General features: G+C 63.7%; 6 protein-coding genes. 5 read left to right on the forward strand and 1 reads right to left on the reverse strand.

Features of this window, described 5'->3' with window-relative positions; genetic code table 11:
* Positions 1-44: 44 nt before the first annotated feature.
* Both ITX55_RS11160 and ITX55_RS11165 read left to right on the forward strand, forming a co-directional pair.
* On the forward strand, positions 45-1,406 hold the full coding sequence (locus ITX55_RS11160) for an NCS2 family permease (protein ID WP_042785454.1): 1,362 nt from the start codon (positions 45-47) through the stop codon (positions 1,404-1,406).
* Between the two features lie 197 nt (positions 1,407-1,603).
* Positions 1,604-3,253 carry a Na+/H+ antiporter gene (locus ITX55_RS11165; protein ID WP_004936822.1) on the forward strand — a complete coding sequence of 550 codons (1,650 nt, stop codon included), beginning with the start codon at positions 1,604-1,606 and terminating at the stop codon, positions 3,251-3,253.
* 76 nt (positions 3,254-3,329) lie between these two features.
* On the opposite strand, the gene ITX55_RS11170 is transcribed toward ITX55_RS11165, so the two are convergent.
* The gene (locus ITX55_RS11170) at positions 3,330-4,217 is read right to left on the reverse strand and encodes a LysR family transcriptional regulator (RefSeq protein WP_033651228.1); all 888 of its coding nucleotides are present in this window, start codon (positions 4,215-4,217) and stop codon (positions 3,330-3,332) included.
* A gap of 139 nt (positions 4,218-4,356) precedes the next feature.
* On the opposite strand from ITX55_RS11170, the gene ITX55_RS11175 reads away from it, so the two are divergent.
* The 3 genes from ITX55_RS11175 (at position 4,357) to ITX55_RS11185 (ending at position 23,846) form a co-directional block, all read left to right on the forward strand.
* Complete coding sequence (locus ITX55_RS11175) at positions 4,357-4,779, forward strand: CidA/LrgA family protein (RefSeq protein ID WP_108682087.1); 423 nt, start codon at positions 4,357-4,359, stop codon at positions 4,777-4,779.
* Complete coding sequence (locus ITX55_RS11180) at positions 4,772-5,461, forward strand: LrgB family protein (RefSeq protein ID WP_004936833.1); 690 nt, start codon at positions 4,772-4,774, stop codon at positions 5,459-5,461. The genes ITX55_RS11175 and ITX55_RS11180 overlap by 8 nt, the downstream gene beginning before the upstream one ends.
* 610 nt (positions 5,462-6,071) lie before the next feature.
* Positions 6,072-23,846 (forward strand): non-ribosomal peptide synthetase, encoded by a 17,775-nt coding sequence (locus tag ITX55_RS11185; RefSeq protein ID WP_223085061.1) that lies wholly within the window; start codon positions 6,072-6,074, stop codon positions 23,844-23,846.
* Positions 23,847-23,887: the final 41 nt, after the last annotated feature.

A 23,887-nucleotide genomic window follows, 5' to 3' on the forward strand; every position in this document is an offset into this window, starting at 1 on the left:
CCTGCTGCGACGGGCCGATTCATGAAACACAGGGGAAGTAACCTATGTCGAACTCTCAAGCGAACCACGCCGCAAAACCAACCGGCGGGCTTGATGGCTATTTTAAAATTTCCGCGCGCGGCAGCAGCGTGCGTCAGGAGGTGGTGGCGGGGCTGACCACCTTCCTGGCGATGGTGTACTCGGTGATCGTGGTGCCGAGCATGCTGGGCAAAGCGGGCTTCCCGCCGGCGGCGGTGTTCGTTTCCACCTGTCTGGTGGCCGGTCTGGGCTCGCTGCTGATGGGGCTGTGGGCTAACCTGCCGATGGCCATCGGCTGTGCGATCTCGTTGACCGCCTTTACCGCTTTCAGCCTGGTGCTCGGCCAACATATCAGCATTCCGGTGGCGCTGGGCGCGGTGTTCCTGATGGGCGTGCTGTTTACCGTCATCTCGGTCACCGGCATCCGCGCCTGGATCCTGCGCAACCTGCCGATGGGCGTGGCGCACGGCACCGGCATCGGCATCGGGCTGTTCCTGCTGCTGATCGCCGCCAACGGCGTCGGCCTGGTGGTGAAGAACCCGCTGGATGGCTTGCCGGTGGCGCTCGGCGCGTTCACCTCTTTCCCGGTCGTCATGACGCTGGTCGGCCTGGCGGTGATCTTCGGCCTGGAGAAACTGCGCGTGCCCGGCGGCATTCTGCTGGTGATCATCGTCATTTCCATCATCGGCCTGATCTTCGACCCGGCGGTGAAATATCAGGGGCTGTTCGCCATGCCGAGCCTGGCGGACGCTGACGGCAAATCGTTGATCTTCAGCCTGGATATCATGGGCGCATTGCAGCCGGTGGTGTTGCCGAGCGTGCTGGCGCTGGTGATGACCGCGGTGTTCGACGCCACCGGCACCATCCGCGCGGTAGCCGGGCAGGCCAACCTGCTGGACAAAGACGGCCAGATCATCAACGGCGGCAAGGCGCTGACCTCGGATTCCCTGAGCAGCATCTTCTCCGGGCTGGTGGGCGCCGCGCCCGCCGCGGTCTACATCGAGTCCGCCGCCGGCACCGCCGCGGGCGGCAAGACCGGCCTGACCGCCACCGTGGTCGGCGTTCTGTTCCTGCTGATCCTGTTCCTGTCGCCGCTGGCCTATCTGGTGCCGGTCTACGCCACCGCGCCGGCGCTGATGTACGTCGGCCTGTTGATGCTGAGCAACGTCACCAAGCTGGACTTCAACGACTTCGTCGACGCGATGGCCGGCCTGCTGTGCGCCGTGTTCATCGTGCTGACCTGCAACATCGTCACCGGCATCATGCTGGGCTTCAGCTCGCTGGTCATCGGCCGCATCTTCTCCGGCGAATGGCGCAAGCTGAACATCGGCACCGTGCTGATCGCCGTGGCGCTGGTGGCGTTCTACGCCGGCGGCTGGGCGATTTAAGCCTCTTGGGTTTCCCTCGCCCATCGGGCGGGGGAGCCTGTGACGGCAATTCCCTTCTTAAGATAAGTCTTCTTCTGCTCTGCACCGCGTTTTGAAAGGCACAACAAGCTTTAACGGCTGTAAAAAAAGTGATCTACTATCGGGACCAACGCAGGCCCTGAGCCGATGTCGTCTGAATCGTAGAGTCTAAGGAAAGCATGGAAATCTTTTTTACAATCCTCATTTTGATCCTGGTGGTCTCCCTGTCCGGGGTGGTGACGCGCATGTTGCCGTTCCAGGTGCCGCTGCCGCTGATGCAAATCGCCATAGGGGCCCTGTTGGCCTGGCCGCATTTCGGGCTGCACGTCGATTTTGATCCCGAACTGTTCCTGGTGCTGTTCATCCCGCCGTTGCTGTTCGCCGACGGCTGGAAAACGCCGACGCGCGAGTTCCTGCATCACGGGCGTGAAATTCTCGGCCTGGCGCTGGTGCTGGTGCTGATCACCGTGGTCGGCGTCGGTTATCTGATCTACGCCATGGTGCCGGGCATTCCGCTGGTGGCGGCCTTCGCGCTGGCGGCGGTGCTGTCGCCGACCGATGCCGTGGCGCTGTCCGGCATCGTCGGCAAAGGGCGGATTCCCAAGCCGATCATGGGCGTGCTCGAGGGCGAGGCGCTGATGAATGACGCGTCCGGCCTGGTGTCGCTCAAGTTCGCCATCGCGGTGGCGATGGGCACGATGGTGTTCACCGTGGGCGGCGCGACCCTTGAATTCCTCAAAGTGGCGATCGGCGGCCTGTTGGCCGGCGTGGCGGTCACCTGGACTTACAGTAAATCGCTGCGGGTGATGAGCCGCTGGAGCGGCGACGATCCGGCGACCCAGATCGTGTTCCTGCTGCTGCTGCCGTTCGCGTCCTACCTGATCGCCGAACATATCGGCGTTTCCGGCATCCTGGCGGCGGTGGCGGCGGGGATGACCATCAGCCAATCCGGCGTGATCCGCAACGCGCCGCTGGCGATGCGCCTGCGCGCCAACAGCGTGTGGGCGATGCTGGAATTCGTGTTCAACGGCATGGTGTTCATCATGCTGGGCCTGCAGCTGCCGGGCATTCTTGAAACCTCCATCCTGCAGGCGGAGCTGGATCCGACCATCCAGACCTGGTATCTGTTCGCCGACGTGGCCACCATCTACGCCGCGCTGCTGGTGCTGCGTTTCACCTGGCTGTGGGTGATGAAGAAGGCCAGCAACCGCTTTATGAAAAAGCGTCCGCTGCAGTTCGGCGATTACAGCACGCGTGAGCTGTGGGTGGCGTCGTTCGCCGGGGTGCGCGGGGCGATTACCCTGGCCGGCGTGCTGTCGATACCGCTGTTGTTGAGCGACGGCACCGCCTTCCCGGCGCGTTATCAGCTGGTGTTTATCGCCGCCGGGGTGATCCTGCTGTCGTTGATTGTCGGCGTGCTGGCGTTGCCGCTGCTGTTGCGCGGCGTGCAGGTGACCGACAAGAGCGCCAGCAAGCAGGAAGAGCGCATGGCGATCGCCATGGCGGCCGAGGTGGCGATCGAGAGCGTGAATAAAATGGAAGAGCGCCTGGTCGCCGATACCGAAGAGAACCTTGATCCGCAGGTGTTGAAAGAGGTCAGCTCGCGGGTGACGGGCATGCTGCGGCGGCGTATCGCGTCGAAAGACGATATCGAGAATGCGCTGGCGATGGAAAACCTCGAGCGGCGTTTCCGCCTGACGGCGCTGCGCGCCGAGCGCGGCGAGCTGTACCACCTGCGCGCCACGCAGAAAATCAGCAACGAGACGCTGCAAAAACTGCTGCACGATCTCGATTTGCTCGAAGCGCTGTTGATCGAGCGCGAGGGATAAACGCAGAGGGAGGAATAAACGTTTTTCCTCGTTATCCCCATCCTGAAGGGCCGCCTGTGCGGCCCTTGTTTTTTGGCTACTTGACCGGCGGCCAGTAGTCGCGGCAGCAGGCGATCCAGGCCTGCGCGCTGTGCGACAAATAGCTGCCCTGGCGCCAGATCAGGCCGATTTTCCATTCCATGCGCGGTTCCAGCGGCAGCCAGACCAGGTTTTCCTTATCCAGCCAGCGGCAAACCGGCTCCGGCAGCATGGCGATGCCCACGCCGGCCTGCACCATCGAGGCGAGGAAGTCCCATTGGCCGCTGCGCACCGCTATTTGCGGTTCAAAACCGGCCAGGCGAAACGCCTTCATCAGCATCTTGTACAGCGCAAAGTCTTCGTTATAAATCAGGATCGGGCTGTCGGCCAATTCGGCGATATTGATGCTGGTGCGGTTGAGCCACTGCGGCGTGCGCGGCGCCACCACGCACATCGGGTGGCCCAGCAGCGGCAGAAAGGTCAGCGGCTGCTCCGAGTCGAAGGGCAACACCGTCATCGCCAGATCCAGTTCGCCGGACATCACCGCCTGTTCGACCGACAGCCCGCCCAGCTCGGAAATCTTCAATTCGATGCCGGGGTAGGTCTGACGAAAGCGGCGGATCAGATCGGCGATCTGCCTGCCGACCATCGGCGGAATGCCCAGCCGCAACACGCCCTTTTTCACCGAGCTGATGTCTTCCAGCTCCGCCTCCAACTGGCGGAATTCGTCGAGGATCGTCAGGCCGCGCTGATACACCGCCTGGCCGCTGTCGGTCAGGCGCAGCTTGCGGCCTTCGCGGATCAGCAGCGTGCATTCCAGCTCCTCCTCCAGATGCCGCAGCATTTTGCTGATGGTGGGCTGGGTGACGAACAGTTTTTCCGCCGCGCGGGTGAAGCTTTGCTGGCGCACCACTTCAACGAAGTAGCGCAGGGTGCGGACATCCACGTTAGGGTTCTCCTTGGGGACGCTACCGGCGGGAAACTATTCCCGGACGGCATGATGTCGATAATTTTAATTCATTTCAGGCGTGGTTTCCCGGCTGCGTATACTGTAGGCCGTCAATTATTGTTTGAGGTCATCTTTCATGTCTCTGGCGTTACGCCGCGTTGCCCCCTCCCTGCTGACCCGTTTGCAGGTGCCGATTCAGGTGGCGTTGTATGCGGCGCTGTTCCTGATCGCCGATCGCCTGGTGCAACAATTCCACCTGCCGCTCCCCGCCAATATCGTCGGCATGCTGATGCTGCTGGCGCTGATCCTGCTGCGCATTCTGCCGCTCAGCTGGGTCAAGGCCGGCTCCCGCTGGCTGCTGGCGGAAATGCTGCTGTTTTTCGTGCCGGCGGTGGTGGCGGTGGTCAACTATGCCCAGCTGCTGATGGTCGAGGGCTGGAAGATCTTTCTGGTGATCGCAGTCAGCACCGTGCTGACGCTGGGCGCCACCGGGCTGGTGGTGGACAGGGTGTATCGGCTGGAGATTTGGCTGCAGCGGCGGAAGCTGCGCCATGAATGATTTTATCCTTAGCCTGGCCTGTTTTCTGGCGACGCTGGCGCTGTATTTCGCCAACAAGAAACTCTATCGCCGCCGCCGCACGTTGCTGCTGATGCCGCTGGTGCTGACGCCGATGATTCTGGTGTTGCTGCTGGTGGTCACCCATATCTCCTATCAGGACTACATCGGTGAAACCCACTGGCTGCTGTGGCTGCTGGGGCCGGCGACCATCGCCTTCGCGGTGCCGGTGTACGAGAACCTGCATATCATCCGTCGCCACTGGCTGTCGCTGACCGCCGGGGTAACGACCGCGGTGCTGGTGGCGGTGTACAGCTCGGTGTGGCTGGCGCGCCTGTTGACGCTGCCGGAAGAGGTGCAGCGCAGCCTGGCGGTGCGGTCGATCACCACGCCGTTCGCGCTGGAGGCCGCCAAACAGATGGGCGGGCAGCCGGATCTGGTGGCGCTGTTCGTGGTGATCACCGGGGTGTTCGGCATGGCGGTGGGGGATATTTTGTTTTTGCGGCTGGCGGTGCGCAGCCGTCTGGCGAAGGGCGCCGGATTTGGCGCCTCGTCGCACGGCGCCGGCACTGCCCGCGCCTATGAGCTGGGGCCGCAGGAGGGCGTGGTGTCGAGTTTGGTGATGATGCTGGCCGGCATCATCACGGTCGTGGCCGCGCCATTGATCGGCCGGCTGATGTGGTAAGACCTCTTGGGGCGGGCTCTGCCGCCCCATTGACATTGTCTGCGGTTGGGAACGGTGCCGTTGATTTGCGCACGAAAAAACGCAAAATTTTTTCAGCATAATTTTTCCCATTGTTATAACAAAAAGCGATAGAGCCGCTGCCGATAAAACCGGGCATAAATTTCGTTGACAATGAATTAATTAAATTATTAATTATTGCTTTTCAAACAATAAAGTATAACTTATTGATACGGAGAGGCTCTTATCGTAAGAATTGCTGCATATTAACATCGATGAATAATACAAAAAAATATTAATTATTCTCTAATCATCTCAGGTTAATACAAGTTCAATACCCTCGTCATCCCTGAGTAATATCGGGGAAATAAAATGGTCATTTATTCCCTTTCGCACGTTTCGCCAAAAAAAATATCCTCTCCTATACTTCACAGCTCAGCAAATTGAGGCACAGGGGGGACCTCTGGATTAGCCATTTTATCCTTTCTTAGTTGGGGGAGACCCAGCTTTTCTACGGTTTTTTTATTCTGACTTGAACTGTCGGGCGGCCAGGTTTTGCCTAAATCCGGACGGTCCCTTTCATTAACGTAATGAAAACGTGCTAGAGAATATTATGAACAAACAAACTGATGTGAAGAGTGGGGAATTCCGTGCAGGGTCTCAGGCCGCAACGGAGAAAGTTGAGCTGCATGAAATTACCACCGCTCAGCGCGAGCTTTGGCTGAGCGCCAGCATGTCTGAAGGCTTGCCGTTCAATATGTGGGGATACGGCACAATACAAGGGCCGTTGCAGATAGCCCTGCTGCGCCAGGCGATAGACGCGATCATTGAAGAAACGCCGGCGATGCAGGCCCATTTCACCGAACAAGACGGCGAGCTTTATCAATACCGTGCGGTGCGCAGTCATGATCCGCTTTCCGTGCATGACTTCAGCAGCCAGGAATACCCTGAGCTGGCGGCGCAGCGCTGGATGCGGCAAGATGCCGATCGTGTGATCTCCGCGCTGGATCAGGACCTGTTCGGTTTTGCCTTACTGACGTTGGCACCGGGCAACTATATCCTCTACCGACGTTTTCACCATATGTTGGTGGATGGCCGCAGCGCCGAAGAGTTCATGCGTCGTATCGCGCTGTATTACAACGCATTAGCTGAGAAAAAAAACATTCCTGAATTCAGCAATTGCAGTTTTACCCGGCTTTATGAACACGACTTGCAGTACCGCGATTCTTCCCGCTTCACTACCGATAAACAGTTCTGGCAGGGTTATACGCTCGCCGCGCCTCATAGCCTGACGCGTCAGGAGAAACTCGTCCCTTATTCGTCCATGCAAATCAGCAGTCACACATTAAAAATAAATGAGATAGCGGCGATTGATCGGGGGGCGGAAAAAGCCGGCGTGCATCGCGCTCATATATTGGCGACGGCCGTCGCGTTATGTTTCCACAGTATTACTGGTCAGACCTTGTTGAATTTCAGCCTGCCGGTGACCGGTACGCGAGAGCGAAACAGTATTGGCATGACCGCGAATGTGGTGCCACTGATTTTAACCATTAACCCTGAAAGTCATCTGGCTGATTTCGCACAACAGGTCGCGGCGGAAATAGCCAAAGTGGTTCGCCGGCAATTATATCGCGGTGAAGACATTCGTCGCGATCGCAGCACCATGAGCTCATCCTGGTTTGGCCCCGCCATTAATATCGTTTCCTTTGATCATGGCGATCCGTTTTGGGGATGTAAGACACGCTGGTATTACGGCGGCAACATCGCCGTCAGCGATATGCAAATTCTGTTTTACGAAGATCAGCAGGCGCAGGAGTTGGACGTCATGTTTGCCGATGCGCCGCATGCCCATTCATTAAGCCAGCTTGAGAGTTTACAGCGGCGTTTCCAGTTTATTCTGCGGAGCCTATGTGAGCAGCCTGAGGGCAGCATCGCTCAGGTGATGCAACAGCTTCATGCGCAGCCTGAAACGGACGTCAGCGGCAGTTTCTACGATCTTCGCCGACTGCCGCCGGCAGCCGGCTTCATCCGCTGGGATCGTCCTGCCGCTGAACTGGTGCGCCTCGCGACGTCACTCGACCATCCGTCGGGCGATTGCGCGTTGAAAATCCTGCTGGCCGACCGGGCGCTGGGCGTTGGACGCCTGGAAATGCTGCATGACGCCGGCGATGCGGCGCCCGGTACGCTGCTCAGCGTCGACGATGCGGGCTGGAATATCGCCACGGCGGAAGGGACGGTGCGGATCGGGAGCTGGTTCACCGCCGAGGGCGAGCTGGCGCCGGGGGAAGCGCTGGCGCAGCTGCGCGGCCTGGCGGTGGGCGAGCGGTTGCCATTGCTTGGCCCTTCGCAGGCGAAACGGCTGGAGGAGATGCAGGCGGCCGGCGGGCTCCATGCGGCCTTCTGGCAACCGCGATTGGCGCAGTTTGCCCCGGCGGCGTTCCCGGTAGCCTGGCAGCGCGAAGCCCAGCCGGTATGGCAGGCTACGGCCTGGCAACACGCGGGCAAGATCGAGGTTGACGCGGTGTTGACCGGGCTGGCGTTGTATCTGGGATTGATGGGCGGCGAAAGTGATTTCCAACTTGGCTGGCTGAACGCGACGGACGACGTCATCGGCGAACTGGGCCAGGTCTGGACACTGCCGCTGCAGATCTCGCTGAATCCGATGCAGGGCTTCGCCGAGGCGCAGGCGCAGATGCGACGCGAATGGCAGCAGGCGCGCGCGCGCCGGGCCTACCATCCGGCATTGCTCGGCCTGGACACGCGTTCGCGCGCCTGGTCAACCGTTGTGGCGCTATTGGGTCGCGACACCGCGCCGGGGTTCGACGAAACCCAGGAGGGCGCAGCGGCGGTTAAACGCTCCGGTGCCCGGGCGGTGCTGCAAATCAATGAAAGCAACGGCGCTTTCCGTTGGGTGTACGACAGCGCCGTGGTGGGGGACGAGCAAATGCTGCGTGCCGCGCAGCATCTGCTGTTGCTGCTCCGGCAGGCCGCCGCGGCGCCGAATGCGCCGGTGCGCGGCGAACGTTTACTGAGCCAGGCGGAGCGAGAGCTATTGCTCAACCAGCTCAACCGCACCCGCCGGGCTTTCCCGCCGGCGTCGAGCGTGTCGGCCCTGTTTGAAGCGCAGGTGCGGCGTACACCAACGGCGCCGGCGCTGTCTCAGGGGGAGATGTCGCTGAGCTATGCGGAATTGAACGCGCGCGCCAACCGGCTGGCGCATTACCTGACGGCACACGGCGTAGGGCCGGAAAGCCGCGTAGCGGTCTGCGCCGTGCGCAGCCCGGAGATGATCGTCGCACTGCTGGCGATCCTGAAAGCCGGCGGAGCCTATGTGCCGCTGGATCCGGCTTATCCCGCTGAGCGTCTGCACTATATCGTGCAGGACTGCGCGCCGGCGCTGCTGTTGGCGGATAGTATCGGCCGCGCCGCGCTGGGGGCGGTGGCAGCACCGTTGTTGGCGCTGGAAGACGCACTGCCAGAGCAGGATCACGACCTGCCGCCGCGCGCGCAGCCAGGCAGCCTGGCGTATGTGGTTTACACCTCAGGCTCGACCGGCAAACCGAAAGGGGTAATGGTGGAGCAGGCGCACCTGATCAACCTGATCATGTGGCACTGCGAAGCGACCGGTTTGCAGGCTGGCGAGCGAACGACCAGCATGGCGGGGTTGGGTTTTGACGCCAGCGTTTGGGAAATCTGGCCGACGTTGACGCAGGGGGCGACGCTGCTGCTGCCGCCGGCAGAGGCGGCGGGCAATGGCGAAGCGCTGCTGCAATGGTGGCGCGGCAGCGGTGTGCAGGTCGGGTTTATGGTGACGCCGCTGGCCGAGATTGCACTGATGGGCGAAATGCCAGCCGATCTGCGGATGCTGCTGATCGGCGGCGACAGCATTCGCCGCTGGCCGCTGCAGGCGCCGCCTGGCGTAACCATTGTGAATAACTATGGGCCGACGGAGACGACCGTGGTAGCGACGTCGGGCGAGCCGGCGGTCGGTGCGGCGATGCCGTCAATCGGCCGGCCTATCGCCAACGGCCGGGTGTACTTGCTGGATGAATATGGCCAGCCGGTGCCGCTGGGCGCCGTGGGTGAGCTGTATATCGGCGGCGCGCAGGTGGCGCGCGGCTACCTGAACCTGCCGGCGCTGACGGCGGAGCGTTTCCTGGCCGATCCTTTCACGCCGGGTGGCCGCATGTACCGCACCGGCGATCTGGCGCGCTATATGCCGGACGGCAGCCTGGAGTATCTGGGCCGCAACGATCTGCAGGTAAAAATTCGCGGCTTCCGCATTGAATGCGGTGAAATCGAATCGCAGCTGGCTATGCATGCCGCCGTGCGCGACGCGGTGGTGGATGCGCTCACTGATGGCGAAGGCGACAAACGTCTGGTGGCCTGGGTCGTGCCGCAGCCGGAAGCGGAACGCGAGGCGCTGGCGCAGACGCTGCGCCGGGCGCTCGCTGCAGCGCTGCCGGATTATATGGTGCCGACGGCCTTTGTGTGGCTGGAGGCGTTGCCACTGTCGCCGAACGGCAAACTGGATCGGCGCGCGCTGCCGGCACCGGATGCCGCCATGCGTGAAAACTATGTCGAGCCGCAGGGGGAAACCGAAACGCTGCTGGCTCAGATCTGGCAGGGGTTGCTGAGCGTTGAACGCGTGGGGCGTCATGACAACTTCTTCGAGTTGGGCGGTCATTCGCTGCTGGCGGTGAAGCTGATGGCGCAGCTGCGCCAGGTCGGGCTGTCGGCGAGCGTTCAGGCGCTGTTCTCCACGCCAACGCTGTCGGCTCTGGCGCAAACGCTGGTGTCGCAGCAGCGGATTAAGGTGCCGGAAAATCGGATTGCGCCGGGTTGCCGCGCAATCACGCCGCAGATGTTGCCGCTGGCCGATCTGACTCAGGCGGAGATCGATCAGATCGTCGACGGCGTGGAGGGCGGCATCGACAACGTACAGGATATCTACGCCCTCTCCCCGTTGCAGGAAGGCATCTTGTTCCACCATATGCTGGCGGAAGAGGGCGATCCCTACCTGTTATCGGCATTGCTGCGTTTCGACAGCCGGGCGCGTTTCGATCGCTGGCTGGCGGCGATGCAGCAGGTGGTGGATCGTCATGACATTTTGCGCACGGCTTTTGTCGGCGCGGGGTTGTCCGAGCCGGTACAGGTTGTCTGGCGTCGGGCGCGTTTAGCGGTGATCGAGCTGGCGCTGGATCCGGCCGAGGGGCCGATCGGCCGTCAGCTGGAAGCGCGTTTCGATCCCCGGCGGATCCGGCAGGATCTGACGCGTGCGCCGCTGCTGTATTACGTTATCGCCGAAGAGAGCGACGGCAGCTGGTACGTCTTGCAGCAGTGGCACCACCTGATTGGCGACCACTCGACGCTGGCGATGATGGGAGAAGAAGTTAACGCCATTCTGGCCGGACGCGGCGATACGCTGGCCTGCGCGCAGCCGTTCCGCAATGCGGTGGCGCAAGCGCGTTTGGGGCTCAGCGAACAGGAACATGAGCGTTTCTTCTGCGGCATGCTGGCGGATATCGACGAACCGGTGCTGCCGTTCGGGCTCGGCAACGTACACGGCGACGGACAGTGCGCCAATACCGGCCGTCTGGCGTTGGCGCCTGCGCTGAATGCTGGCCTGCGTCGACAGGCGAAGCGATTGGGCGTCAGCCTGGCCAGCCTGTGCCATCTGGCCTGGGCGCAGGTGCTGGCGCGCACCAGTGGGCGTGATGCCGTGGTGTTCGGCACGGTGCTGCTGGGCCGCATGGAATCGGGCGAAGGCGCCGACCGGGCTCTGGGGCTATTCATCAATACGCTGCCGCTGCGGCTGGATATGGACGGGCGCAGCGTTGAGGCGTCGGTGCGGCAGGCGCATGCGCGCCTGAGCGGCTTGCTGGCGCATGAGCACGCCTCGCTGGCGTTGGCGCAGCGCTGCAGCGGCGTGAAAAGCGGCGCACCGCTGTTCAGTGCGCTGCTGAACTACCGTCACAACGACGGGGAAGAATTGGCGCTGCCGGAAGGGGTCAGTCTGATCGGCGCGGACGAACGCACCAACTATCCGTTCGTGCTGTCGGTGGACGACGGCATGGACTCGCTGGCGTTGACGGCGCAGGTCATCGAGCCTATCGAAGCCGCGCGGGTGTGCCGCTATATGCAACAGGCATTGACCGCTCTGGTGAATGCGCTGGAACACACGCCAGAAATGCCGGTGCGTGAACTGTCGATTTTGCCGGACGACGAGTACGCTTTGCTGATCAACGGCTGGAACGCAACGGCGCAGCCTTACCCGCAGGATGTCTGCCTGCATGCGTTGTTTGAAGCGCAGGTGCGCCGCACGCCGGACGCCGTGGCGCTGGTCTGCGGCGACGCCGAACTGAGCTACGCCCAACTGAATGCGCAGGCCAATCGCCTGGCGCACGCGCTGATACAGCGCGGCGTCGGGCCGGATTGCCGCGTGGCGGTATGCGCCGAGCGCAGTCTGGCGATGGTGGCGGCATTGTTCGGCATCCTCAAGGCCGGCGGCGCCTATGTACCGCTGGATCCGGCTTATCCGGGCGAACGTCTGCAATATATCCTGCAGGACGCCGATCCGGTGCTGCTGCTGGCGGACGCCGCCGGCCGCGCGGCGCTGGGCGAACACGCGGTGCCGCTACTGGCGCTGGAAGAACCGTTGCCGGACGATCTGAAAGCCGATAACCCGGCGCCGCGCGCGCAGCCCAATCATTTGGCCTACGTGATTTATACCTCCGGCTCGACCGGAAAACCGAAAGGCGCGATGAATGAGCATCGCGGCATCGTTAACCGCCTGATCTGGATGCAGGAGGCTTATGGATTGACGCCGGCGGATACGGTGCTGCAGAAAACGCCGTTCGGCTTCGACGTCTCGGTGTGGGAATTCTTCTGGCCGTTGATGTATGGCGCACGTCTGGCGATGGCGCGCCCGGAAGGCCACAAGGATCCGGAGTACCTGAGCCGCGCCATTGAACAGTATGGCGTGACAACGCTGCACTTTGTGCCGTCGATGCTGCAAAGCTTTCTGCTGTATGGAGGCGCGAGCCGCCGCTGTGGGCAGGTGGCGCGCGTCATGTGCAGCGGCGAGGCGCTGCCCGCCTCGCTGGTGGCGGAGTTCTACCGTCAGATGCCGCATGTCGAGTTGCATAACCTCTATGGTCCGACCGAAGCGGCGGTGGACGTGACCGCATGGCACTGCACCCGCCAACCCGGGCTGGTGTCGGTGCCCATTGGGCGGCCGGTGGCCAATACGCGGATCTATCTGCTTGATGAACAAGGGCAGCCGGTGCCGCTGGGGGCGGTTGGCGAGCTGTATATCGGCGGCATCCAGGTAGCGCGCGGCTATTTCAACCGGCCTGAACTGACGGCGGAGCGCTTCCTGGCCGATCCGTTCGATGCCGGTCACGGCGGCCGCATGTACCGCACCGGCGACGTGGCTCGCTACCTGCCGGACGGCAATATCGAGTATCTGGGCCGCAACGATCAGCAGGTGAAGATCCGCGGTTTCCGTATCGAATGCGGCGAGATAGAGGCGGCGCTGGCCGCGCATCCTCAGGTGCGCGAAGCCGTGGTGGATGCGCGCGGCGGCGACGGCGGTGAAAAACGCCTGATCGCCTGGGTGGTGCCGCAGCAGGGCGCCGAGGAGGCGTCGCTGGCGGAGACGCTGCGTCGGCATCTGGCCGACAAACTGCCGGATTACATGGTACCGGCCGCCTGCGTGCTGCTGGAGAGGCTGCCCCTGTCGCCAAACGGCAAGCTCGATCGCCGCGCATTGCCCGACCCGTCGGGCGAGGCCTATCGTCGTGAAGCTTACGAGGCGCCGCAGGGGGACGTTGAGCAGCGTCTGGCGGTGCTGTGGGAAGAACTGCTGGGCGTGGTTCAGGTTGGCCGCAACGACAGCTTCTTCGCCCTGGGTGGCCATTCGTTGTTGGCGGTGCGTTTGGCCAACCGCCTGCAGCAAAGCGGGTTGCCGCTGTCGCTGCAGGCGCTGTTCGCCAACCCGGTTCTGCAGGCGCTGGCGCGCCAGATCACGCAGGCGGAAAGCCTGCCGCCGATTCTGCCTGCGCCGCGCGATGCGGCCTTACCGCTGTCGTTCGCTCAGCAGCGCCTGTGGTTCCTGACCCAGCTGGACGGCATGAGCGAAATTTACCACATGCCGCTGGCGCTGCGGTTGCGTGGACCGCTGAATCTGGCCGCCTGGCAGAGCAGCCTCGACGCGCTTTATGCGCGCCACGACGCGTTGCGCACTGTTTTCATCAGCCGCGACGGCCAGCCGCAGGCGCTCATTTTGCCGGTCGCCGGTTTGCCGCTGACGATCCACGATCTGCGCGGCGTCGCGGATGCGCAGGCGCGCGCCGCCGCGTTGATGCGGGAAGAGGTCGCGGCGCCCTTCGATCTGGCCGGCGGCCCGCTGCTGCGCACCTGCCTCATCCGGCTGAGCGACGATGAACAGCTGTTCGCGCTGACCTGTCACCACATCATTTCTGATGGCTGGTCGAACGGCATCCTGCTGCGGGAGCTGGGCGCGCTGTACGGCGCGTTGTGTCGCGACGAACCGTCGCCGCTGCCGCCGCTGGCGTTGCAGTACGCGGATTACGCCCACTGGCAGCGGCAATGGCTGCAGCCGGCGCGGTTGTCGAAGCAGGCCGATTATTGGCGCCAGACGCTGGGCGATGCGCCGGCGCTGTTGACGCTGCCGACCGACCGCCCTCGCCCGGCGGTGCAGTCATTCGCCGGGGATCGGGTGGCGATCTCGCTCGATGCCGAGCTGACCGCGGCGCTGAGGCAATTCAGCCTGCGTCAGGGGTGCACGCTGTTCATCACGCTGCTGACGGCGTGGAGCGTCGTGCTGTCCCGCTTGTCGGGGCAGCGCGATCTGGTGATCGGCACGCCGGAGGCCAACCGCCGCCGGCTGGAAACGGAACCGATGATCGGCTTCTTCGTCAGCACCCTGGCGCTGCGCATCGATCTGTCCGACGATCCGGATTTGCCGACGTTGGCGCTGCGCGTGCGCGATACACTGCTGGCGGCGCGCGATCATGGCGATCTGCCTTTCGAGCAGGTGGTTGAACAGGTGAACCCGCCGCGTCATCGCGGCCATACTCCGCTGTTCCAGGTGATGCTGAGCTGGCAGGACGGTTCGGTGCACGACATCGGCCTGCCGGGGCTGCAGGCGGAAGCGATCGATGCCGGCTATGCCGCGGCGAAATATGACATGACGCTGGATCTGACCGAGATCGGCGAAGAGATCGCCGGTTCGCTGTATTACGCCACGGCGCTGTTCGATCGTGAAACCGCCGAGCGCTACGGGATCTATCTGCGTCAGGTGTTGCAAAGCATCGCGTTGGCGGCGCCGCAGCCGGTTTCGCAGCTTGCGCTGTTGCCGCAGAACGAACGACAGCGGTTGTTGCATGGCTGGAACCGGACACCGGACGAACCGCAGGCGGATCTCTGCCCGCACCATCACTTGGAGCGGCTGGCGCTGCGCACGCCAGAGGCGATCGCCGCGGTGTGCGGAGAAGAACGCCTCAGCTATCGGGCGCTCAATGAACGAGCCAACGCGTTGGCGCAGGTGTTGATCGCGCGCGGCGTCGGGCCCGATCGTCTGGTGGCGCTGTGTGCGGAGCGCGGCACGCCGATGCTGGTCGGATTGCTGGCGATCCTGAAAGCGGGCGGCGCCTATGTGCCGCTCGATCCGGCTTATACCGGCGAACGTTTGGAGTACATTTTACACGATGCCCAGCCGGTGTTGCTGCTGGCCGACGCCGCAGGGCGCTCGGCGCTGAGCGGGGCCGATGTGCCGACGATGGCGCTCGAGGAGGACTGGGGTGCTGAGGCCGCCAATCCGCAGGTTGCGGGGCTGACGGCGGCCAATCTGGCCTATGTGATCTATACCTCCGGATCGACCGGTAAGCCGAAAGGCGTGATGGTGGAACACCGTCAGGTTGAGCGCCTGTTTACCGCGACCGACGCCGGGTTCGGCTTTGACGCCGGGGATGTCTGGTGTCTGTTCCACTCGTTCGCCTTCGATTTCTCGGTATGGGAAATCTGGGGCGCGTGGTGCCACGGCGGCCGGTTGGTGATCGTGCCGCAGGAAACGGCGCGCTCCGCCCCCGCGTTCTATCAGCTGGTTTGTCACCAGGGCGTGACAGTGCTGAATCAGACGCCAAGCGCCTTTAAAGCGTTCATTCAGGCTCAGGACGACACGCCGCATCGGCTGCGCTACATCGTCTTCGGCGGCGAAATGCTGAATCCGGCCGATCTGGCGCCGTGGTATGCCCGTAATCGGCCGGACGCGCCGCGGTTAATCAATATGTACGGCATAACGGAAACGACGGTGCACGTCACCTACCGGGAAATGTCTCCGGCGGACATCACCGGCAGCGGCAGCCCGATCGGCCGCCGCATCCCGGATCTGCGCCTGTATCTGCTTGACGAACACGGTCAGCCGGTGGCGCAGGGCGCAGTGGGTGAGCTGTATGTCGGCGGGCTGGGCGTGGCGCGCGGCTACCTCAATCGGCCGGAGCTGAATGCGCAACGTTTCCTCGACGATCCTTTCGTGGCGGGAGAACGGATGTATCGTGCCGGCGATCTGGCGCGCTATCTGCCGAACGGTGAGCTGGAGTATCTGGGGCGCAACGACCAGCAGGTGAAAATTCGCGGTTTCCGCATTGAGTGCGGTGAGGTGGAGGCGGCGCTGCTGGAGCATCCTGAGGTCCGCAGCGTGACGGTTGACGCCTGGCAGGACAACGGCGGCGACAAACGTTTGGTGGCCTGGGCGGTGCCGGGCGAAGGGGGAGATCGGGAAACGCTGGCGCTGCGGCTGCGCCAGCATCTGGCCGGCCGCCTGCCGGACTATATGGTGCCGACGGCCTTTGTGTGGCTGGACGCGTTGCCGCTGACCACCAACGGCAAACTGGACAAACGCGCGCTGCCGGCGCCTGAGCTGGGGGCCGCCGCGCGCGCCGTTTATGAAGCGCCGGCCAATGAACGAGAACGCCTGCTGGCGTCCATCTGGCGTCAGTTGCTGAATGTTGAACGCGTCGGGCGTCATGATGATTTCTTCGCCCTGGGCGGACATTCGCTGTTGGCGGTACAGTTGGCCAATCGGGTGCAGCAGGCCGGCTGGCGGCTGCCGCTGTCGGCGCTGTTCGCCGCGCCGGTGTTGCAGGCGTTGGCGCAGTGGCTGGAACGGGAGGGGGCGGCGCAGCCGACGGCCATCGTGCCGACCCCACGTCACGACGCATTGCCGTTGTCGTTTGCCCAGCAGCGGCTGTGGTTCCTGAGCCAAATGGGTGGGATCGGCGAGACTTACCATATCCCGCTGGCGTTGCGCCTTGACGGCGACCTGGATGCGCCGGCGTTCCAACGCAGCCTCGACGCGCTGTATGCCCGCCACGAAGCCTTGCGCAGCGTGTTTGTTTGCCAGGATGGGCAACCTCAGGTGCGGATCTTGCCGGAGGCGGCCATGCCGCTGGCACATCACGACTTGCGCGGCGAGCGTCATGCGGAGCAACGTTTGCACGCGTTGGCCGAAACGGCGATGAAAGCGCCGTTCGATCTGGAACGGGGGCCGCTGGTGCGGGCCTGCTTGCTGCAAGTGAGCGAGCGGCGGCATCTGTTCCTGCTGACCTGCCACCATATCGTTTCCGACGGCTGGTCTACCGGGATTCTGATGCGGGAGTTGAGCGCACTGTATGGTGCCTTCCAACGCGGTGAACCGTCTCCGCTGCCGCCGCTGGCGGTGCACTATGTCGATTATGCCGTTTGGCAGCGCCAGTGGCTGACGCAGGAACGGTTGGCCGAGCAGGCGGCGTTCTGGCGCCAGACGCTGGGCGATGTGCCGGCGCTGCTGACGCTGCCGACCGATCGGCCACGTCCGGCGATGCAGTCGTTCGCCGGCGGCGAGGTGCCTCTGGTTATCGACGCGGCGCTCACCGACGCGCTGCGGCGGTTGAGCCGCCAATACGGCGGCACGCTGTTCATGACGGTGCTGGCCGCCTGGAGTTTGGTGTTGTCCCGCATGGCCGGCCAACCGCAGGTGGTGATTGGCACCCCGGAGGCCAACCGCAGCAGGCTGGAAATCGAACCGCTGGCCGGCTTCTTCGTTAGCACGCTGGCGATGCATGTCGATCTGCGCGGTGAGCCGACGCTGAGAATCTTGCTCGAACGCGTGCGCGAGACGGTATTGGCGGCGCGGGAAAACGGCGATCTGCCGTTTGAACAGGTGGTGGAGGTGGTCAATCCGCCGCGCCAGCTGGACGCGACGCCGCTGTTCCAGGTGATGCTGGCCTGGCAGGACGGCTCGGTGCGCGATATCGCATTGCCGGGCCTGCAAACGACGGATGCGGGGCTGAACTATGACGTCGCGAAATTCGACATGACGCTTGAGTTGGCGGAAAGCGGCAGCGGCATTGTCGGCTCGTTGAATTACGCCAGCGCCTTGTTCGATCGCGACACGGCGGCGCGCTACGGCGCGTATCTGCAGCAGGCGCTGCGAGCGATGGCGGCGGATCTTGACCAGCCGGCGGCGTGCGTCGATCTGCTGCCTGCGGCCGAACGCCAGCTGCTGCTGCACGAGTGGAACCGCACCGAACGGGCGTATCCGGCGCAGGCGTGCGTGCATCAGCTGTTCGACGAGCAGGCGCGGCGCACGCCGCAGGCGACGGCGTTGATCGATGGCGAGCAGCTTATCCGCTATGAGCAGTTGGCGGAGCGCGCCAATCGGCTGGCCTGGCGCCTGATTAAGGCGGGCGTGGAGCCCGGCCAGCGGGTGGCGGTCCGGTTTGAGCGCTGCGCCGCCCTGGTGATCGCCCAATTGGCGATCCTAAAAGCCGGCGCGGCCTATGTGCCGGTTGATCCGCTGCTGCCGGCCGGCCGGCAAAACTGGATCATCGCCGACAGCGGCGCGGTGCTGCTGCTGAACGGCGGCGAGGACGACGCGCAGATCGGCGTCGGTGTCGCCCGTCTGCCTCACAGCGACGACGCGGATCTGCCGTCCGGCGCGCCGATATTGGCGAGCGACAGTCTGGATCTGGCCTACATCATGTACACCTCCGGCTCAACCGGTAAGCCGAAAGGCGTGATGGTGCCGCATCAGGGGATCAACCGACTGGTGATCAATAACGGTTATGCGGAGTTCAGCGACTCGGATCGCATCGCTTTCGCCATCAACCCGGCGTTCGATCCGGCGACGATGGAAGTGTGGGGTGCTTTGCTGAACGGTGCCGCGCTGGTGGTGGTGCCGCCGGCGGTCTTGCTGGACGCCTCGGCGTTCGCCGATTTGCTGACGCGCCAGGCGATTACGGTGCTGGTGCTGCCGACCTCGCTGTTCAATCAGCATGCGCACAGCATCCCCGCGACGTTGGCGGGGCTGAAATACTTGATCAGCGGCGGCGAAGCGGCGGATCCTCATGCCTATACCCGGGTGCTGAGGGAGGGCGGCCGGGTGCAGCTGATCAATGGCTACGGCCCGACGGAAGCCACCACTGCCGCCACCTCGGCGCACATTACCGTGGCGGCGGGGCGGCACCGTCTGCCGATTGGCCGGCCGATCGGCAATACGCGGGTGTATCTGCTGGACGAACACCGTCAGCCGGTGCCGCTGGGCGCGATTGGCGAGCTGTATATCGGCGGCGTGGGCGTGGCGCTGGGGTACCTGAATCGCGAAGATCTCACGGCCGAGCGTTTCCTGGCGGATCCGTTCAACGAGGGGGGCCGCATGTATCGCACCGGCGATTTGGCGCGCTATCTGTCGGACGGCAACCTCGATTACTGCGGGCGCAACGATCAGCAGGTGAAGATCCGCGGCTTCCGCATCGAGTGCAGCGAGATTGAAGTCCTGCTGGAAACGCACCCGGCGGTGCGCGAAGCGGTGGTAGACGTGCGTGGCGCGCATCCTGCATTGATCGCCTGGATCGTTCCGCAAGCCGAGGCCGAGGGCCGCGAGCTGACAGACGAGCTGCGGCGGCATTTGGCGGCGCAGCTGCCGGACTACATGGTGCCGGCGGCCTGTCTGATGCTAGCCGACTTGCCGTTGACCCCGAATGGCAAAGTGGATCGCCGCGCGCTGCCGGCGCCGCAGGCCGACGACTTTGCGCGCGTGGGTTATGAAGCGCCTCTGGGAGAGACGGAAACCCTGTTGGCGGCGATCTGGGGCGAATTGCTCGGTCTGCCGAATGTCGGCCGACACGACAATTTCTTCGAGCTGGGCGGGCATTCGCTGCTGGCTGTGAAACTGATCGCAGAGCTGCGTCGCTGCGGCCTGACGGCGAACGTGCAGACGCTGTTTACCGCTCCGACGTTGGCCTCGCTGGCGGAGGCGCTGGAGGCGCGCTGCGAAATCGAGATCCCTGAGAACCTGCTGCGGCCGGATAGCGAGCGCATTACGCCTGAGCTGTTGCCACTGGCTTCGCTGGACCAGGTTGAGATCGACAGCATCGTGGCGCGCGTGCCGGGCGGCGTGGCCAACGTACAGGATATCTATGCGCTGTCGCCGTTGCAGGAGGGGATTCTGTTCCACCACCTGTTGGCGGAGCGGGGCGATCCGTACCTGTTGTCAACGCTGCTGCGCTTTGAGAACCGCGAGCGTCTGGATCGTTGGCGGACTGCGATGCAACAGGTGATCGATCGTCACGATATTCTGCGCACGGCGTTCATCAGTGAGGCGATCCGCGAGCCGGTACAGGTCGTTTGGCGCGCCGCCGCGCTGCCGTGGACTGAGCTGACGCTCGATCCGGCGCAGGGGGCGATTGGCGAGCAACTGCTGGCACGCTTCGATCCGCAGCATGCGCGCCTGGATCTTAGCCGTGCACCGTTGCTGAACGTGGTGGTGGCGCAAGATAGCGATGGCGGCTGGTGGATGCTGCAGCAATGGCACCATCTGGTGGGGGACCATTCCACGGCGGCATTGATCGAGGAAGAGATCGCCGCGATCCTCGCCGGCAAAGGTGCTGAGCTGAGGGCCGCACCACCGTTCCGCAATGCGGTGGCGCAGGCGCGTTTGAGCGTCAGCGCGCAAGAGCATGAAACCTTCTTCCGCACCATGCTGGCGGACATCGAAGAGCCGGTGCTGCCGTTCGGGCTCGGCAACGTGCGCGGCGACGGCAAGGGCGTCACCACGGCGCACCAGCCCATCGACAAGGCACTGAACGAACGTCTGCGGCATCAGGCCAAACGGCTGGGCGTGAGCCTGGCCAGCCTGTGCCATTTGGCCTGGGCGCAGGTCTTGGCCCGCACCAGCGGCGACGACCGCGTGGTGTTCGGCACAGTGCTGCTGGGGCGGATGCAGGCGGGGGAAGGCGCCGAGCGCGCGATGGGGCTGTTTATCAATACGTTGCCGCTGCGCCTCGACATCGGCGATGACGATGTGGCGACGGCGGCGCGCCAGACCCACGCGCGGCTGAGCGGGTTGCTGCATCATGAGCACGCGCCGCTGGCGCTGGCACAGAGCTGCAGCGGCGTGGCGGCGGGGATGCCGCTGTTCAGCGCGTTGCTCAACTATCGCCATAACAACGGCAGCGAGCTGGTGTTGCCGGAAGGTATGACGCTATTGAGCGCGCAGGAGCGCACCAACTATCCGTTCGTCCTGTCGGTGGAAGATGGCGGCGACTCTCTGGGGCTGACGGCGCAGGTCAGCGAACCGGTGCCGGCGGCGAGGATCTGCGGCTATATGCAACAGGCGTTGGCCTCATTGGCGCAGGCGTTGGAAAGTCAGCCGACCCTGCCGGCGAGCGAGCTGGAGATCCTGCCGCCGTCTGAGCGCCGGTTGCTGCTGGAGGAATGGAATCAGACGACGGCGCCTTATCCGGCAGAGCTTTGCGTGCATCAGCTGTTTGAACGCCAGGCGCAGCGTGCGCCGCAGGCTGTCGCGATCGTGCAAGGCGACCGTCGGATCGGCTATGCGGCGTTGAACGCCCAGGCTAATCGGTTGGCGCATGCTCTGATCGCTCACGGCATTCAACCGGGCGAGCGCGTGGCGACGCGTCTGACGCGCAGCATCGATCTGGTGGCGACGCAACTGGCGATCTTCAAAGCCGGCGCGGTGTATGTACCTATCGACCCGCAACTGCCGGCGGCACGTCAGCAGTGGATCCTGGAGGACAGCGACGTGCGCCTTATCGTCGGTGAAGCGATGGATGGGGATACCTTGCCGCTGCTGCGGCCGGAGGTCCCAGGCGGTGACGAGAACGACCCGGCGCTGGCGCTATCGAGCGGTGAGGTGGCGTACATTATGTACACGTCCGGCTCCACAGGGCTGCCGAAAGGCGTGATGACGCCGCACCAGGGCATCACTCGGTTGGTGATCAACAACCGTTATGCGGCGTTCGATGCGACCGAACGGGTGGCTTATGCCGCTAACCCGGCCTTCGACGCCGCGACGATGGAGGTGTGGGCGGCGCTGTTGAACGGCGGCGAACTGGTGGTGATCCCGGCGGAAACCGTGATGGATGCAGCGCGTTTGAGCGCCGCATTGACGCAACATCGCGTGACGACGTTGTTCCTGACGACCGCGTTGTTCAATCAGTATGTGTACAGCATGGGCGCGACGCTGGCTCAGCTGCGCTATCTGATCTGCGGCGGTGAAAAAGAGGAACCGCGCGCCTTCGAACGTCTGCTGCAGGAAGCGGGGCCGGTACAGGTGATCCACGCCTATGGCCCGACGGAGGCGACCACCTTCGCGACGACGGCGACGATCGTCGATGTGCAAGGCGCAACGCGCTTGCCGATTGGCAAACCGATCGGCAACACCTGCGCCTATGTACTGGATGCGCGCGGCCGACCGGCGCCGCTGGGCGTTACCGGCGAACTGTATATCGGCGGTGTCGGCGTGGCGCTGGGGTACCTCAACCGGCCGGAACTGACCGCAGAGCGCTTCCTGAACGATCCGTTCAATCCGGGTGGGCGAATGTATCGCACCGGCGACCTGGTGCGCTATCGGGCGGACGGCAATCTCGAGTATCAGCGACGCAACGATCGTCAGGTGAAAATTCGCGGCTTCCGCATCGAGATGGGAGAGATCGAGGCGCGCCTGGCGGCGCACCCTGCGGTGAACGAAGCGGTGGTCGATGCCCACTGCGTCGGTGTGGATACGCGGTTGATCGCCTGGATCAGCGTGCGTGAGGACGTGGCGAGCGACGGGTTGGCCGGTGAATTGCGCCAGCACCTGGCGGCGCAGCTGCCGGACTATATGCTGCCTGCGGCCTTTGTCTGGCTGGCGGCGATGCCGCTGACGCCAAACGGCAAGATTGACCGGCGGGCTCTGCCGGCGCCGGAGATGGCCGCCGCCGCTGGCGAAGTCTACGAAGCGCCGCGCGGCGATACTGAAACGCTGTTGGCGCAGGTGTGGGCGGAGCTGCTGGGGCTGCCGCAGATTGGCAGGCACGACAACTTCTTCGAACTGGGCGGCCACTCGCTGTTGGCGGTACGCCAGGCGAGTCTGGCGCAGCAGTGGGGAATTGCACTGCAGGTACAGGCGATCTTTGATCACCCGGTGTTGGCGGATCTGGCGGCGCATGTCGAGCAGCGCATGGGCGAAAAACCGCTCAAGGCATTGCCGGCTCGCCGCAGCGGCCAGCGCCTGCCGGTCTTCTTCATGCCGACCGGTTATGGCGATCACTCCTATGTTTATGAGATAGCCAAAGAGATCGATGCGGAGTTCCCGATTTATGCCGTGCCGTGGCCAGCGATGACCGACGCGCCGCCGGCAACGATGGAGACGATGGCGGAGATCGTTGCCGGTGTCATCCGACAGACGCAAGCCAGCGGGCCTTACCACCTGTTCGGTTACTCTTCGGGCGGGATCTTGACCTACATGGTGGCGGAACGGCTGCAGGCGGAGGGGGAAGAGGTGGCGCTGGTGGGCCTGCTCGACACCATGCGGCCGCAGCAGGCGATGCGCGATGCGACGCAGCTGTTCCTCAGTTGGCTGGAGGTGGAACATCCGACGCTGGAGACTGCGCTGTTCGCTCGCCTGCAGTCGCTGTCGGTGGAGGAGGCGCTGGCCGTGCTGCACGGCCAGGGCATCAGCACTTTCCTCGACGATCCGCTGAAGGAAGCCGCGTTATGGCACAAGCGTTATCACTATGCGACCCTGGTCGGCGCCAGCGTCATCCGGCCGCTCGGCCTTAATCTGCACCTGTTTAAAGCGGTGGAGGAGATGCCCGGCTTGCTGAACGACGATCTGGAAGCCTACTGGCAGCGCATCAAGCCGGCGGGTTACAACCGCCGTGACGGCTCGGCACTCGGCTGGGAGGGGCATTTGCCGGCGTCGGCGGTAACGGTTAATTTGGTCGATGGCGATCATGTCACCATGATGTCGGAAGCCGCGAACCGGCGCGGGTTAGGAAAGCGCATCAGCGCCGTGCTGAATGCGCTCATCCGGCACTGACCGCGTTATTTATATGTGAAGCCCTCGCAAGAGGGCTTTTT

It is taken from the genome of Serratia sp. EWG9 (assembly GCF_019913725.1).
Lineage (GTDB): Bacteria > Pseudomonadota > Gammaproteobacteria > Enterobacterales > Enterobacteriaceae > Serratia > Serratia ureilytica.